This is a genomic window from Nocardia cyriacigeorgica, from assembly GCF_010868145.1.
In the GTDB taxonomy this organism is placed as follows: Bacteria; Actinomycetota; Actinomycetes; order Mycobacteriales; family Mycobacteriaceae; genus Nocardia; species Nocardia cyriacigeorgica_D.
The window spans coordinates 13,980-26,797 of sequence record NZ_JAAGUY010000024.1; the positions used below are offsets into that span (position 1 = coordinate 13,980).

Sequence of the window (12,818 nt, forward strand, 5' to 3'; positions counted from 1 at the left end):
AACGCCACGAGCCGGTGCGAGGCAATGATCTTGCCTCGCACCGGCTCGCCCATTCGGGTCGTGGCTCCTCAAGCGAGGGCGTGCTCCTCGGCGAAGACCTTGCGGCAGACCGGCGCGCAGAAGACGTGGGTCTCGCCCTCGTGGGTGAGGGTGAAGGGGGCGGTGGCTATTTCGAGGGTCATACCGCAGGTCGGGTCGACGGCGTAGCCCTCGGGGATGTCGCGGGTGTCGTCTTCGGGGCGGTAGTCGGCGGTCATCAGTCTGGTGAGTTCGGCGGCGTCGGTGGCTCGGCCGAAGGTGCCGAGGCTGTGTTCACGGACGCCGAGGATCTGCACGACGCAATGCGGGGCGCCGAGCAGTCGTTGCGGATCGCCCTCGAACTCGGCGATGGTGTGGGTGATCAGGGGGATGATTCCCTGGCCGAAGTCCGGTCCGACCCAGGAACCGGGCACAGTGACGCGGACCAGATAACGCGGTGCGTCGGCCGGGCTCGGGCCGCCGGTGGCCCAGGTGGCTGGGTGGTGCACGAGCACGTGGGTGAACTCGCGAGCTCGGTCCATGACCGCCTCCGGTGCGGATTCCTCGGTGGTGAGGGTACGCAGCAGAAGCTGGGCCAGAGCGTTGCCGCGTTCACCGGCGAGCGCGGGATCGGAGACGAAGATATCGATGGTCATCATGAGCGGGACTCCTTCGTTGGCAGGAGGGTGGTGGTGACGATCAGGACGAAGACCAGGACGGCGCAGGCCACGCGGGCGATGTGGAAGTTCTCCCAACGGGTCAGCATGTCGGCGTAGTCGGCGGGTGGACCGGAAACCGCCCACTCCTTGATGTCCTGGTTGATGGGCACATTGCCGAGTCGGGTGATGGCGAATACCGCGACCGAGATGATCGTCGCGGTGGCAGCTATCCAGCGTTCTGCCGCACGGGTCCGCACGGACAGCACCAGGCAACTGACAAAGGTGGATGCCATGAGTGCTTGCATGACAACGCTGTTGGCGGACATCAGTGCGGTGTGGAAGGTGAGCCGCACATCGGTCGGGACCTCGCGGAAGGCGTAGAGCACATTGGCTCCGCCGTAGAGGAAGGCGCCGCCGAGCAGGCCGCTGGCCAGCAGTGCGGCCGCGCGGGCGAGGCGGGGACGGGCGATCGTCATCGGTACACCTCGACGCTGTCGGCGAGGGCGAGCAGTTCGTCGACCGACCACTGGTCGTCGGCGTGCTCTCCATGTTTGCTCGCCACCACCCGGCCGTCGGGCGTGATGAGGAAGTCCGCGGGCAGGCCGAGACGGCCGCCTTCAGGGTTTTTCGGTGGTGCGATATGCCCGGGTCGCCGCGAGGAACGCACTTCGCGCGCGACAGCGCGGACGATGGTGGGCCAGGCGCGGGGATCGAGCAGGGCGCGGGGTGTCGATTCCACCCCGAACTCGCGGTAGAGGCGGCGCTCGGGGTCGGCTATCACAGCCAGTGGCAGGTCGGCCGCGTACGTGCGCAATTCTTCTGCGCTGGAATGGAACACGACTATTTCGCGGATGTTCGCCGCGACTATATCGTCGAGCCTGGTGACGATCGAACGAAGATGCAGACTGCACACCGGACAGCCGGCGAACCGCCGGAACTGCAGATGGATGAGGCAGTCCGGATCGGGGATCGGCACAGGAGCGCCGGTGATGGTGACCAGATCGCGCCTGGTCACCGTGGTTGGAAGCGGCATTGAATCTCCTTTAAGTGTACAAGGTACGCCTACCTCCAGTATGCGCGTATCGCGTACGCTGTCAATCCATGCCGCGTCCTCGTTCGCTGACCACCGACGACCTGTCCGGCGCCGCGCTCACTGTGATCGATCGCGACGGCCTCGACGCGCTCACCATGCGCGCCGTCGCCAAGGAACTCGGCATGGCGACCATGGCGCTGTACCGCTACGTCGCCGACCGCACGGCGCTCGAGGTCCTCGTGGTCCAACGCATCTTCGCCACCATCGACCTCACCGTCCCGCCGGACCTGAACTGGCGCGACCGCGTCCGCCTACTCCTCAACCGCACCCGACTGGCCTCGGCCGAACACCCCGCAGCGGTGCCGCTGATCCTGCGCCACCGCCAGTCCGCCCCCGGCTCCCTCGGCCTGATCGAAGCGATGCTCTCAGCCCTTACCGCCAGCGGCCTGACCGGCGTCGACCGCGTCATCGCCCAACGCACCCTCATCGGCTACCTGCTCGGTTTCCTCCAAAACGAGCACTACGCCGCCCTCTCCGGACCGGGCACCGCGATCATGGCCGCCTTGCCATCCGAGGAGTTCCCGTTCCTCGCGCAGACAGCCGACGACGCGCGCGCCGTCCCGCCCGAAGAGGAATTCAGCGCGGGTTTGGATGTCATTCTCGACGGTCTCGCCAATCGAGCTGCACCAGAACGCGATTCGTAACCAGTTCCTGCTCCCCGCGCGGTGTCGGCTGTCCGGCACCGCCCACTGGAGACCGCTACCCGAACCGAGTTGAACCGATCAGTCGACCGCAGCGCTCAGCCGGGCGGTGAGTTCGCGGACGCGGGTGATGAGTTCGGGGGGTTCGTGGATGCGGATCGGGAGGTCGAAGAGGGACAGGTAGATGGCTAGTTCGTCGAGGGAGTTGGAACCGGTGCGTAGCGTGCAGGATTCGCTGTCGATCGGTTCGATGACGCCGATGGTCGGGGGGATTCGGTCGGTGGCGATGTCGGCGGAGACGGCGATCGATACGCGGGCCGCGTAACGGTAGGGGGCCACCGCTATGTTGCTGGCGACGTAGCCGGCGAGGTCGATGTCGGGGGCCTCGCGCGGGGTGAAGCGCGGGCCGGTGGGGGTGCGGGGGCGCAAGCGGTCAACTCGGAAGGTGCGCCAGTCGGCGCGGTCGGCGTCCCAGGCGATGAGGTACCAGCGGCGCCCGGTATGCGCCAGTCGGTGCGGTTCGGTGATGCGCAATGTTGTTGTGCCGTCATGACTGTGGTAGTCGAAGCGAAGGCGGTGCTTATCGCGGATGGCGCCGGCGATGGCGGTGAGGATCTCGGGGTCGACCGTCGGGCCGCCTGCGCCGACACTGACCGTCGCCGCGAGCAGCGTGCGCACCCGGTGACGCAACCGGGAGGGCAGCATCTGCTCCAGTTTCGTCAGTGCGCGCAGGGAGCTGTCCTCGATTCCAGCGATGGTGCCGCCGGCGGCGGTGCGCAAGCCGATGGCGACCGCGACGGCCTCGTCGTCGTCGAGCAGCAGTGGCGGCAGGTGCGTGCCCGCGCCGAGCCGGTACCCGGCGACCCCGCGTGCCGCATCGACCGGGTACCCGAGGTTGCGCAGCTTGTCGATATCGCGGCGCACGGTGCGGACGTCGATGCCGAGTTCGGCGGCCAGGTCGGTGCCGGTCCATTCCCGATGCATCTGCAACAGCGACAGCAGACGCAGCAGTCGCGCCGATGTTTCCCACATACTTTTCAGTCTGCCGCAGACTTAGGACCGAATCTGCCCTAACCGGTTCCTACTCTGATTCTCATGAGTGCAGCGATCACCCCCTTCCGGATCGACATCCCGCAGAACGACCTCGACGACCTGCACCGCAGGCTCGACGCGACCCGCTGGCCCGCACCCCTGCCCGGCGACGATTGGGACACCGGCGTCCCCACCGGCTGGCTGCGGGAGATGGTCGCCTACTGGCGCGACGGCTACGACTGGCGCGCCGCCGAACGCAGACTCAACGAATTCCCGCAGTTCACCACCGAGATCGACGGGCAGCTGGTCCACTTCGTGCACGTCCGCTCGCCCGAACCAACCGCTTTTCCGCTGATCCTGACCCACGGCTGGCCGGGATCCATCGTCGAATTCCTCGACATGATCGGCCCGCTGACAGATCCGCGCGCCCACGGCGCCGACCCGGCAGACGCGTTTCATGTGGTCATTCCTTCGCTGCCCGGGTTCGGGTTCTCCGGCCCGGTCGCCGATTCCGGTTGGACGGTCGAGCGGATCGCGGTTGCCTGGGCGGAGCTGATGGCGCGGTTGGGCTATGAGCGGTACGGGGCGCAGGGTGGCGATTTCGGCGGTGCGGTGAGCCCGGAACTGGGTCGCGTGGCACCGGAACGGGTGGCGGGCGTACACGTCAACGGCGGTGTGGGCGATTACCTTCCGCTGCCCTTGCCGGAAGAGGAGCTGGCGACGTTGACCGAACTGGAACGCGATCGGGTGCGTCGCACCGAGGCGTTCATGCAGAAGGAGTTCGGCTACATCTCGATCCAGTCGACCCGCCCGCAAACCCTTGCCTATGGGCTGGTCGACTCACCGGTGGCCCAATTGGCCTGGATCATGGACAAATTCCGCGAATGGACCCATCCGCGCGCGGTGGACCCGGACAAGATCCTCGACCGGGACCGGCTGCTGACCAACGTGATGCTGTACTGGCTCACCGGGACGGCGGGGACCGCGGCCTACGTCGGGTATGCGCAGGACGCACCGTGGGGTGCGGAGAAGCAGAACTCTGGTGTGCCCACCGGGGTGATCGTGTTCGCCCACGATGTGGCCATTCGTAAGTACGCGGGAACGGCCGACACCATCACGCGCTGGATCGATGTCGACCGTGGCGGTCATTTCGCGGCCCTCGAGGAGCCGGTGCTACTCGCCTCGGATATGCGCGAATTCTTCCGCGATCTGCGCTGAGGAGCGCGCTCAGGACTTGCTCTTGGCCGGAACCCATTCCAGCCCCCACCCATAGGCCTCGTCGACCGCCTTGTTCACCCAGCGGGGCGGTTCGGCGGGTGGCGGGATGAACCGTCCTTCGCGGCGGACCACCAACTCGCCGCCGACGTTCTCGATCACAGCCAGCACGATTGCGCGGGAGTTGTCGGTGCAGCCGTCGACTTCCATGTCGATGGGTGGCGAGCCGACGGGAAAGAGGGTTGCGGTTGCGCGGACACCGCGCAGGTCGGGTGCGCCCTCGTAGATGTTCGCGTAGACGAGTAGGCGGCGGAACTCGGTGACGTGGTCGAGGTTGATGTCGAGGTTTTCGCCGGTCGCTTCGTCGCCGGTGCGATCGTCTTTGTCGAGCCGGACGTAGGGCGGGCTGTCGAGCGAGCCGAAGCTGCCGACCGCGTGCACGAGGCCCTTGCTCCCGTTGGCCAGTTCCCAGAGGCAGCACAGATCGAGGTCGACGGTCTGGCCGCGTCCGCCGAGCAAGCCGCGGTTGCCGCCGCTCGACCAGTTCAGGTTCACTCGCATGGTGCCGCCGGTGGCACCGCGTTTGGTGAGTGAGACCGAGGGCGAGTCCTTGGTCAGCGACATCGTGGTCATGGTGATCGCGGCGGGCGCCGGCTCAGGTGCGGGCTGCGGCGATACCGGAGCCGGGTCCTCGTCGACCGAGATACCGAAGTCGGTGGCCAGCCCGGAGAGTCCGGTGTCGTATCCCTGCCCGACCGCACGGAATTTCCACCCGCCCTGCCTGCGGTACAGCTCGCCGAGCACGAAGGCGGTTTCGGTGCTCGCGCCGGTGCTGTCGAAGTGGGCGATCTCGGTGCCGCCCGCGGGATCGACCAGTCGCACGTACAGGCCACGGAACTGGCCGAAGGTGCCGCCGTCGGCGGAGGCGGCGATGACGATGCTGTCGATCTGGGGTTCGACCCGATCCAGCTGCACCTCGAGCACGTCCAGCACCGTGGTGCCCTGCTGTTTGCCCTCGTGACGGACCGCGGCCGATGGGTGGGTGGGTTGGTTGTAGAAAACGAAGTCGTTGTCGGACCGGACCTTGCCACCTGCGAGCAGCAGCGCCGAAGCGTCCGCGTCGGGGACGCCTGGCCCGGATCGCCATCCCAATTCGACGCGAACCGCGGCCAGTGGAACAGCGACGTTGGCGCCCTTCATCATCGACACGACTGCCAACGTATCCGAGGTGCGCGGACGCGGCTACTCACGAACCAGCGCGGTGCGGTCAGTGGGTGGGCGGCGCGATCTTCCAATGCTGATGCAGCGCGCCCGCGATCTCCGGCAGAACCATGACCGGAATCTTCTTGCGGCGCAGCATGTCCCGGATCTGATCGACCTGTTCGCGTTTGCGCATGTCGTAGGCGCTCGACACCGGGCCGCTCACCGGAGGCATCGACAGCAGCACCAGTTCACCGTGCTGCTCGTCGCCGCCGGCCAGGTCGAGTGCGAGCGACCAGCGGGCGCGTTCGTCGAGGGTGAACCGGCCCGCCACCACCCGGTCCCAGTCGATGCTGGTCTCGGCCCACGGGGTGCGCCGGTAGATCGCACCCTCGGTGAGCACGACAGCATCGCGGGTGAAGAGCGCGACGAGCACTGCCACTCCGGCGACGGCTCCGGCGAGCAGTCCGGTGAACACTCTGTTCACGCCGAACATGGCGATGACCCCGAGGCACAGCGCGACCGTCACGGCGATGCCGAGCACGCCGTAACTCATTGCGCGCTTGGTGGGCACCACGCCCGCGTGCACCAGGGTCATCTCGTCTCCGTCCGCCACCGCAACTCGCTGGTCAGGACCATACTGCCGCGAGGTGAACGAGATCACCAGTCGATCGCGCCTCAGGCCTGCAACGCGACAGCCGCCTCCGCGGTGTAGACCAGGAACGTCAGGCTCTGCTGGAAGTAGAGCTGCACCGACTCGGCGTCGTGGCCGAGATAGCCGATGGACAGATCCTGGCCGATCTGCAGATCGAAGTCGCCGCCGCGGGTGGTGAGCACGAACGCACCGTCGATGGCGGGCGCCCAGATGATCTCGCCCTCGGGGATGAGGCGCTCGATATGGGTGCGGATGGGGTGGCCGTGGTCGGAGGTCTCGCTGACGGCGGTGTACAGGTCGGCGCTCAGCAGCACCGAGTAGGGACCGTCGACGCCGGCCAACCGCAACTCGCTCAGCGCCTGGGCGACCGCCTCGGGCACCAGCCGCGGATCGCTTGGGACCGCGACCGGCGTGTTCGACGCGGCGGCCCTGATACCGGTGATGTTGGCGGCCGGATAGCCCTCGAAGATGGCGCGGTCCTCGGCCCAGGCGATGCGCTTGGCTGCGTCCTTGACCGGGTCCAGATCGGCGTCCTGCGCGCCGCGCTCGACATTGTCGAGTTCCTCGCGGGATAGCGTGAACGGCACCCGCAGCTCCACCAGCGGCGCGACCAGCCGCTGCCGGGCCTGCACGCCGTCGTCGGGGGCGGAGATCGGCGCGGTCCGTCCCAGTCCGACGGCGGAGTAGTCGGTGCCGTGCGGTCCGGACAGGTCGACCACGCGGCGTCCCGCGATATGCCGCTTGAACGTGCGGGTGGCCTCCTCTTCGATCGCCGACCATGCCTCGGAGGTGATCGGAGCGAGTTCACGATGCAGGTTGTTCATGGGCTAGCTGCTCCTTTTCAACGTGCCGATACCGAGAGAGCCGTGTGCGGCAGGTGCGGCGGGGGTGTCGTCGTCTGCCGATGACACGTCGGGTGGGTCGGGCAGATCATCGAGGAAGTCCTGTGCGGGGACGAAGAACAAGCCGCCGGTGACGGCGGTGGAGAAATCCAGGATCCGGTCGTAGTCGGCCTCGTCGGAACCGAGGAACATGCGGGTCAGCATCTCCTCGGTCACGCTCGGCGTGGCCGCGTAACCGACGAAATAGGTGCCCATCTCGTCCTCACGGATGCTGCCGAAGGGCATATTGGCGCGCAGGATCTGTCGTTCGGTGCCGTCGGGGTCGACGATGGTGTTCACCGCGACGTGGGAGTTCGCGGGTTTGACGTCATCGGGGAGTTCGAAATCGTCGAGTTTGGTGCGTCCGATCACGCGTTCCTGTTCCTCGACCGAGGTTGCCGCCCATTCGCCCATCTTGTGCAGGTATTTCTGCACGATGACGTAGCTGCCGCAGGTGAAGTCGGGGTCCTCGTCGCCGATCAGCGCCACCCGCCCGGCGGGCGATTCGGCGAGTGCGCCCTCGGGGTTCTCGGTGCCGTCGACGAATCCGAGCAAGTCGCGCTGTTCGAAGTACCGGAAGCCGGTGGTCTCGTCCACGACGGTGGCGGCGCCGGCGAGGCGATTGCCGATCGCCATCGCCAGCTCGAAGCAGGCGTCGTGCACCTCGGCCTTGATGTGGAACAGCAGGTCGCCCGGTGTGGCGGGAGCCTGATGGCGTGGCCCGGCAAAGCCGGGGAATGCGTGCAGTTCGGCGGGGCGCGGCCCGGCGAACAACCGATCCCATGCCGTGGAGCCGATCCCCGCAACGCAGGTGAGTCCCGCCCCTGGGAGCCGGAATCCGACCGAACGACGCAGTCCGGCGAGGTCGGCGAGCAGGTCGCGCACCGCCGCTTCGCCACCCTCGTCGATGGTGGCGACGAGGAAGATCGCGGACGGTGTGAGCGGTTCGAGGATCGGCTGCGGCTCACCCATGATCGCCAAGCCTAATAGCTGGGAGCGTGCTGGCCACACCGAATCGGCTATGGCGTGTTAAGGCTCACCCGGATCATGGGTCGTGCGTTGCTGTTTCGTAAGCCTCACCTACATCGCGTCGCGCCTGGCTATTTCGCGACGGTCAGCAGGAAAGCGACATCGTCGACGGCCTTGACGCTGTGCCGTGCTTTGGGCACGACGAGCAGATCGCCCGACGACCCCTTCCATTCGTTGGCACCGCTGATCAGAGTCAGGGTGCCGCTGAGCACCAGCAAGGTGGCATCGCCGAAATTATCGTGTTCGGCCAGGCTCTGGCCCGCGCTGAGACCGACGACGGTTTGGCGCAGGGTTTGCGCGTGGCCGCCGTAGATCGTTTGCGAGCTACGGCCGCTCGTGGCGGTGGCTGCCAGCTTGAGTTGCTGGCGGGCGACCGCGGTCAGCGATTTCTTGTCCATGGACTGCCTTTCGCAGATCACACCCGGAACAGGGCTGGTGTTCGGGGTCGATACCGCTGAGTATGCCCGACCCGCCACCGCCGCTCGGGTGTTTTGCGAGCTTGCCCGCTCTGAGCCGGGCGATGCGACGCGGTATTCAGCCGCGTCGGGTGAACCGGCGGATCCGGTAGCGCGGTCCGGCACTCGACTGCTGCCATGGCGTGTCGGCCTCGGCGTGCCATTGCGGGCCGATGGCCGGTGCGTACGCGTCGCCGGTGATGTCGGCGTCGATCTCGGTGACGAGCAGTTCGGTAGCGTAATCGAGTGCGGCGCGGTAGATTTCGCCGCCGCCGATGACCCAGACGTCATCGGGTGCTGCCAGTTCGAGTGCCTCCGGCAGCGAGGCGCTGCGTTCGGCGCCGTCGGCGGCCCAATCCGGTTGGCGGGTCACGACGATATTGCGGCGCCCGGTCAGCGGGCGGAACCGCGGTGGCAGCGAGTCCCAGGTGCGCCTGCCCATCACCACCGGATGGTCCATGGTGACGGCCTTGAAATTGGCCATGTCCTCGGGCACCCGCCACGGAATCCGGTTGTCGACGCCGATGACGCCGTCGAGGGTCTGCGCCCAGATGAGACCGATGACGCGCGTGGAACTCACACGGCCACCGGGGCCTTGATCGCCGGGTGATGCTGGTAGTCGACGACCTCGACATCGTCGTAGGCGTAATCGAACAGTGACGGTGCCCGGCGCAGCCGCAGGGTGGGGAACGGGTACGGCTCGCGGGTCAGCTGTTCGGAGACCTGCTCGACGTGATTGTCATAGATATGGCAGTCACCGCCGGTCCAGATGAAATCTCCGGGCTCGAGCCCGGCCTGCTGGGCCACCATCTGGGTCAGCAGCGCGTAGCTGGCGATATTGAACGGAACGCCGAGGAACAGGTCGGCACTGCGCTGATACAGCTGGCACGACAGTTTGCCGTCGGCGACGTAGAACTGGAAGAACGCGTGGCACGGTGCCAGCGCCATCTTGTCCAGCTCGGCCACATTCCAGGCCGAGACGATCATGCGCCGCGAATCCGGGTCCTCGCGCAGGGTCCGCAGCACCTGGGAGATCTGGTCGATATGGCTGCCGTCCGGGGTGGGCCAGGACCGCCATTGGACGCCGTAGACGGGGCCGAGCTCGCCGTCCGGCGCCGCCCATTCATCCCAGATGGTGACCCCGTGCTCACGCAGCCAGCCGACATTGGAATCACCGCGCAGGAACCACAGCAACTCGTAGACGATCGACTTGAGATGCACCCGCTTGGTGGTGATCAGCGGAAACCCGGCCGACAGGTCGTAGCGCAGCTGATGGCCGAAGACGCTGCGGGTGCCGGTGCCGGTGCGATCGGCTTTCTTCGTGCCGGTGGTGAGCACCTGACGGAGCAACTCTTCGTACTGGGTGTCTGGGGTGGTGGCCACGACCTCGAGCATAGTTCGGGGACCCGGCCCGTCCGACTCGGCGGGCCGGGCCAATAGGCTCGCCGCATGCGGAAGCTGTACGTGATCGGCATCGGCGCCGGCGACCCGGACCAGGTGACGGTGCAGGCCATCAAGGCCATGCGCGAGGCCGAGGTGTTCTTTGTGATCGGCAAAGGGGCCGAGAAACAGGAGCTCGTCGACGTCCGCACGACCATTCTCGCCGAGCATATGGATCGTCCGTACCGGATCGTGGAGATCGCCGACCCGCCGCGTGAACGCAACCCGATGGATGGTTCGGATTACCGCGAGGTGGTCGCCGACTGGCACGAACGCCGCTCGCTGCTACTGGAAAAGGAGTTCGCGCGGGTCGACGGCGTCGGCGCGATTCTGGTGTGGGGCGACCCGTCGCTCTACGACAGCACCCTGCGCATGGTCGAACGCGTCCTCGCGCGCGGCACCATCGGCTTCGACTACACCGTGATCCCCGGCGTGACCAGTGTGCAGGCGCTGGCTGCCTGCCACAGGACGGTGCTGCACCGCATCGGTGAACCGGTGCACATCACCACCGGCCGCCGGCTGCGTGAGGAGGGGCTCGACGCCGGATCGACGGTCGTCATGCTCGACGGCGAGTGTGCGTTCACCAGCGTGCCCGGCGCGACCCGGATCTGGTGGGGCGCCTACCTCGGGATGCCCGACGAAGTACTCATCGAGGGGCTGGTCGCCGAGGTCGGCGACCGGATCCGCGAGCGCAGGGACCAGTTGCGTGCGGAGAAGGGCTGGATCATGGACACCTATCTGCTGCGCGCACCCGACTGAACCGCCGCGCGAATCAGCCGGATCGACGGGCCCGGGTCCGTACAGTGGGCCTATGACCGAACAGGACATCCTGGGGCGCATCAAGGAATTGGTCGAGCAGGAGCACAAGCTGCGGTCGCAGGCGACGCGGGGCGAGCTGGATCCGAAATCGGAACGGCAGCGGCTGGCCGAACTCGAGGTGATGCTCGATCAGTGCTGGGATCTGCTCCGCCATCGCAGGGCCCGCATCGACGCGGGTGAATCACCGGATAATACGCAGGTCAGCTCGGCACGACAGGTCGAGGGCTACCTCCAGTAGCGCCCAGTGGACACCACCGAGTTCGACGTCATCGTCATCGGCGGCGGCCCGGCGGGGGAGAACGTCGCCTCCTACGCCGTCGCGGGAAGTGAGCGGACTGCCGCGATCGTCGAGCGTGAGCTCGTCGGCGGCGAATGCTCGTATTGGGCCTGTATTCCCAGCAAGGCACTGCTGCGCCCCTGGCATGTGCTCGGCGGTGCGCGTGCGATGCCCGGCGTGCGCGCCGACGGACTCGACGTGGCCGCGGTGCTGCGCAGGCGCGACGAATTCGTGCACAACCATGACGATTCGTCCCAGGCCGACTGGGCACACGACACCGGCATCGAAGTGGTGCGCGGTGCGGGTCGTCTGGCCGGTGAACGTGCGGTCGAAGTCGGTGGACGTACGCTGCGCGCCCGGCATGCCGTCGTGATCGCTACCGGGACGACGGCGAACATCCCCGATGTGCCGGGTCTGCGCGCGGCCCTGCCGTGGATCTCGCGCGATGTCACCAACCTGGCCGAGGTGCCGCGCCGGGTGCTGATCGTCGGCGGCGGTGTCGTTGCGTGTGAGGCCGCGACCTGGTTGGCGGCGCTCGGCTCGGTGGTCACCATGGTGGTGCGTGGCGGCTCGCTGCTCGGGCGCGTCGAGCCGTTCGCCCGCGACCGGATCGCCGAGGCACTGACCGGGCGTGGCGTCCGGATCCGGTTCGGCGCCGAGCCGGTGCGCGTGGCGCGACCCGACGCGCGCGACACCGGCGCAGGCCGGGTCCACGGCGGGCCGGTGACGGTGACCGTGCGCGACGGCAGCGACGAATCCGAGCTCGAAGCCGACGAGATCGTCGTGGCGGCCGGACGCAGACCCGCCACCGAGGAACTCGGGCTGGAGTCGGTCGGATTGGCGCCCGGCTATGTCGAGGTCGACGATCAGCTGACCGTCCCCGGCATGCCGTGGCTGTACGCCGTCGGTGATGTGAACCATCGCATCGCCCTCACCCATATGGGCAAATACCAGGCCCGGATCTGCGGTGACGTGATCGCCGCCCGCGCCGAGAGCAGGCCGCTGACCGGCCCGCGCTACGCCGCCACCGCCGACCACGCGCAGGTCCCGCAGGTCGTCTACACCGATCCGGAGCTGGCATCGGTCGGCCTCACCGAAGAGGCCGCCCGCGAGGCTGGGCATGCGGTCGACACCGTCGAACTCGATATCGCCGTCGCGGGATCCGCGCTGGCCCGTGACGATTTCGCGGGCCGGGCCAAGCTGGTGATCGACACCGCACCGGGCACGCTGCTCGGCGCGACCTTCGTCGGCCCCGAGATCGGTGAGCAATTGCACGCCGCGACGATCGCGGTGGTCGGGCAGGTACCGCTGGACACGCTGTGGCATGCGGTGCCGGCGTTTCCGGCGGTCAGCGAATTCTGGTTGCGGCTACTGGAGGCGTGGCGGGCCTGACGCGCGGTCACG

16 protein-coding genes are annotated in these 12,818 nt (G+C 67.5%); 5 read left to right on the forward strand and 11 right to left on the reverse strand.

Features of this window, described 5'->3' with window-relative positions:
- Positions 1 to 68: 68 nt before the first annotated feature.
- The 3 genes from GV792_RS22705 to GV792_RS22715 are packed head-to-tail and all read right to left on the reverse strand — an operon-like array spanning position 69 to position 1,710.
- Positions 69 to 677 carry a YHS domain-containing protein gene (locus tag GV792_RS22705; RefSeq protein WP_163826317.1) on the reverse strand — a complete coding sequence of 203 codons (609 nt, stop codon included), beginning with the start codon at positions 675 to 677 and terminating at the stop codon, positions 69 to 71.
- A complete protein-coding gene (locus GV792_RS22710) occupies positions 674 to 1,153 on the reverse strand; it encodes a DUF1772 domain-containing protein (RefSeq protein ID WP_163826318.1) in 480 nt (159 codons plus the stop codon). The genes GV792_RS22705 and GV792_RS22710 overlap by 4 nt, the downstream gene beginning before the upstream one ends.
- Positions 1,150 to 1,710, reverse strand: a complete 561-nt coding sequence (locus GV792_RS22715; protein ID WP_163826319.1) for a peroxiredoxin-like family protein — start codon at positions 1,708 to 1,710, stop codon at positions 1,150 to 1,152. The genes GV792_RS22710 and GV792_RS22715 overlap by 4 nt, the downstream gene beginning before the upstream one ends.
- Before the next feature lie 68 nt (positions 1,711 to 1,778).
- Between GV792_RS22715 and GV792_RS22720 the strand changes: the two genes are divergently transcribed.
- A complete protein-coding gene (locus GV792_RS22720; RefSeq protein WP_163826320.1) occupies positions 1,779 to 2,414 on the forward strand; it encodes a TetR/AcrR family transcriptional regulator in 636 nt (211 codons plus the stop codon).
- Positions 2,415 to 2,492: 78 nt separating this feature from the next.
- Here GV792_RS22720 and GV792_RS22725 read toward each other — a convergent pair whose 3' ends face one another.
- Positions 2,493 to 3,443, reverse strand: a complete 951-nt coding sequence (locus GV792_RS22725) for a helix-turn-helix transcriptional regulator (RefSeq protein ID WP_163826321.1) — start codon at positions 3,441 to 3,443, stop codon at positions 2,493 to 2,495.
- A gap of 63 nt (positions 3,444 to 3,506) precedes the next feature.
- Between GV792_RS22725 and GV792_RS22730 the strand changes: the two genes are divergently transcribed.
- Positions 3,507 to 4,661 carry an epoxide hydrolase family protein gene (locus GV792_RS22730; RefSeq protein ID WP_163826322.1) on the forward strand — a complete coding sequence of 385 codons (1,155 nt, stop codon included), beginning with the start codon at positions 3,507 to 3,509 and terminating at the stop codon, positions 4,659 to 4,661.
- 9 nt (positions 4,662 to 4,670) lie between these two features.
- On the opposite strand, the gene GV792_RS22735 is transcribed toward GV792_RS22730, so the two are convergent.
- The 7 genes from GV792_RS22735 to GV792_RS22765 all read right to left on the reverse strand — a co-directional run bounded on the left by GV792_RS22735 (position 4,671) and on the right by GV792_RS22765 (position 10,261).
- Positions 4,671 to 5,861: a TerD family protein gene (locus tag GV792_RS22735; protein WP_163826381.1), complete on the reverse strand. Its 1,191-nt coding sequence runs from the start codon at positions 5,859 to 5,861 to the stop codon at positions 4,671 to 4,673.
- Positions 5,862 to 5,925: 64 nt separating this feature from the next.
- Positions 5,926 to 6,474: a hypothetical protein gene (locus tag GV792_RS22740; protein WP_309138609.1), complete on the reverse strand. Its 549-nt coding sequence runs from the start codon at positions 6,472 to 6,474 to the stop codon at positions 5,926 to 5,928.
- 62 nt (positions 6,475 to 6,536) lie between these two features.
- Positions 6,537 to 7,337 (reverse strand): family 1 encapsulin nanocompartment shell protein, encoded by an 801-nt coding sequence (locus GV792_RS22745; protein ID WP_163826323.1) that lies wholly within the window; start codon positions 7,335 to 7,337, stop codon positions 6,537 to 6,539.
- Positions 7,338 to 7,340: 3 nt separating this feature from the next.
- Positions 7,341 to 8,366 (reverse strand): Dyp-type peroxidase, encoded by a 1,026-nt coding sequence (locus GV792_RS22750; protein ID WP_163826324.1) that lies wholly within the window; start codon positions 8,364 to 8,366, stop codon positions 7,341 to 7,343.
- A 128-nt stretch (positions 8,367 to 8,494) separates the two neighbouring features.
- Entirely contained in the window at positions 8,495 to 8,821 is a 327-nt protein-coding gene (locus GV792_RS22755) for a cupin domain-containing protein (protein WP_163826325.1), read from the reverse strand.
- A gap of 136 nt (positions 8,822 to 8,957) precedes the next feature.
- Positions 8,958 to 9,458: a dihydrofolate reductase gene (locus GV792_RS22760; protein ID WP_163826326.1), complete on the reverse strand. Its 501-nt coding sequence runs from the start codon at positions 9,456 to 9,458 to the stop codon at positions 8,958 to 8,960.
- A complete protein-coding gene (locus GV792_RS22765) occupies positions 9,455 to 10,261 on the reverse strand; it encodes a thymidylate synthase (RefSeq protein ID WP_309139144.1) in 807 nt (268 codons plus the stop codon). The genes GV792_RS22760 and GV792_RS22765 overlap by 4 nt, the downstream gene beginning before the upstream one ends.
- 66 nt (positions 10,262 to 10,327) lie before the next feature.
- On the opposite strand from GV792_RS22765, the gene cobF reads away from it, so the two are divergent.
- Genes cobF through GV792_RS22780 form a run of 3 tightly spaced genes read left to right on the forward strand, consistent with a single transcriptional unit; the run spans position 10,328 to position 12,806 of the window.
- A complete protein-coding gene (gene cobF / locus GV792_RS22770; protein ID WP_163826328.1) occupies positions 10,328 to 11,077 on the forward strand; it encodes a precorrin-6A synthase (deacetylating) in 750 nt (249 codons plus the stop codon).
- 52 nt (positions 11,078 to 11,129) lie between these two features.
- Entirely contained in the window at positions 11,130 to 11,375 is a 246-nt protein-coding gene (locus tag GV792_RS22775; protein ID WP_163826329.1) for a DUF2630 family protein, read from the forward strand.
- Between the two features lie 6 nt (positions 11,376 to 11,381).
- Complete coding sequence (locus tag GV792_RS22780; RefSeq protein WP_163826330.1) at positions 11,382 to 12,806, forward strand: dihydrolipoyl dehydrogenase family protein; 1,425 nt, start codon at positions 11,382 to 11,384, stop codon at positions 12,804 to 12,806.
- Positions 12,807 to 12,818: the final 12 nt, after the last annotated feature.

Coding starts and splice junctions, on each gene's coding strand:
- GV792_RS22705 (WP_163826317.1), bottom strand. CDS start 677: ATGATGACCATCGATATCTTCGTCTCCGATCCCGCGCTCGCCGGTGAA.
- GV792_RS22710 (WP_163826318.1), bottom strand. CDS start 1,153: ATGACGATCGCCCGTCCCCGCCTCGCCCGCGCGGCCGCACTGCTGGCC.
- GV792_RS22715 (WP_163826319.1), bottom strand. CDS start 1,710: ATGCCGCTTCCAACCACGGTGACCAGGCGCGATCTGGTCACCATCACC.
- GV792_RS22720 (WP_163826320.1), top strand. CDS start 1,779: ATGCCGCGTCCTCGTTCGCTGACCACCGACGACCTGTCCGGCGCCGCG.
- GV792_RS22725 (WP_163826321.1), bottom strand. CDS start 3,443: ATGTGGGAAACATCGGCGCGACTGCTGCGTCTGCTGTCGCTGTTGCAG.
- GV792_RS22730 (WP_163826322.1), top strand. CDS start 3,507: ATGAGTGCAGCGATCACCCCCTTCCGGATCGACATCCCGCAGAACGAC.
- GV792_RS22735 (WP_163826381.1), bottom strand. CDS start 5,861: ATGATGAAGGGCGCCAACGTCGCTGTTCCACTGGCCGCGGTTCGCGTC.
- GV792_RS22745 (WP_163826323.1), bottom strand. CDS start 7,337: ATGAACAACCTGCATCGTGAACTCGCTCCGATCACCTCCGAGGCATGG.
- GV792_RS22750 (WP_163826324.1), bottom strand. CDS start 8,366: ATGGGTGAGCCGCAGCCGATCCTCGAACCGCTCACACCGTCCGCGATC.
- GV792_RS22755 (WP_163826325.1), bottom strand. CDS start 8,821: ATGGACAAGAAATCGCTGACCGCGGTCGCCCGCCAGCAACTCAAGCTG.
- cobF (WP_163826328.1), top strand. CDS start 10,328: ATGCGGAAGCTGTACGTGATCGGCATCGGCGCCGGCGACCCGGACCAG.
- GV792_RS22775 (WP_163826329.1), top strand. CDS start 11,130: ATGACCGAACAGGACATCCTGGGGCGCATCAAGGAATTGGTCGAGCAG.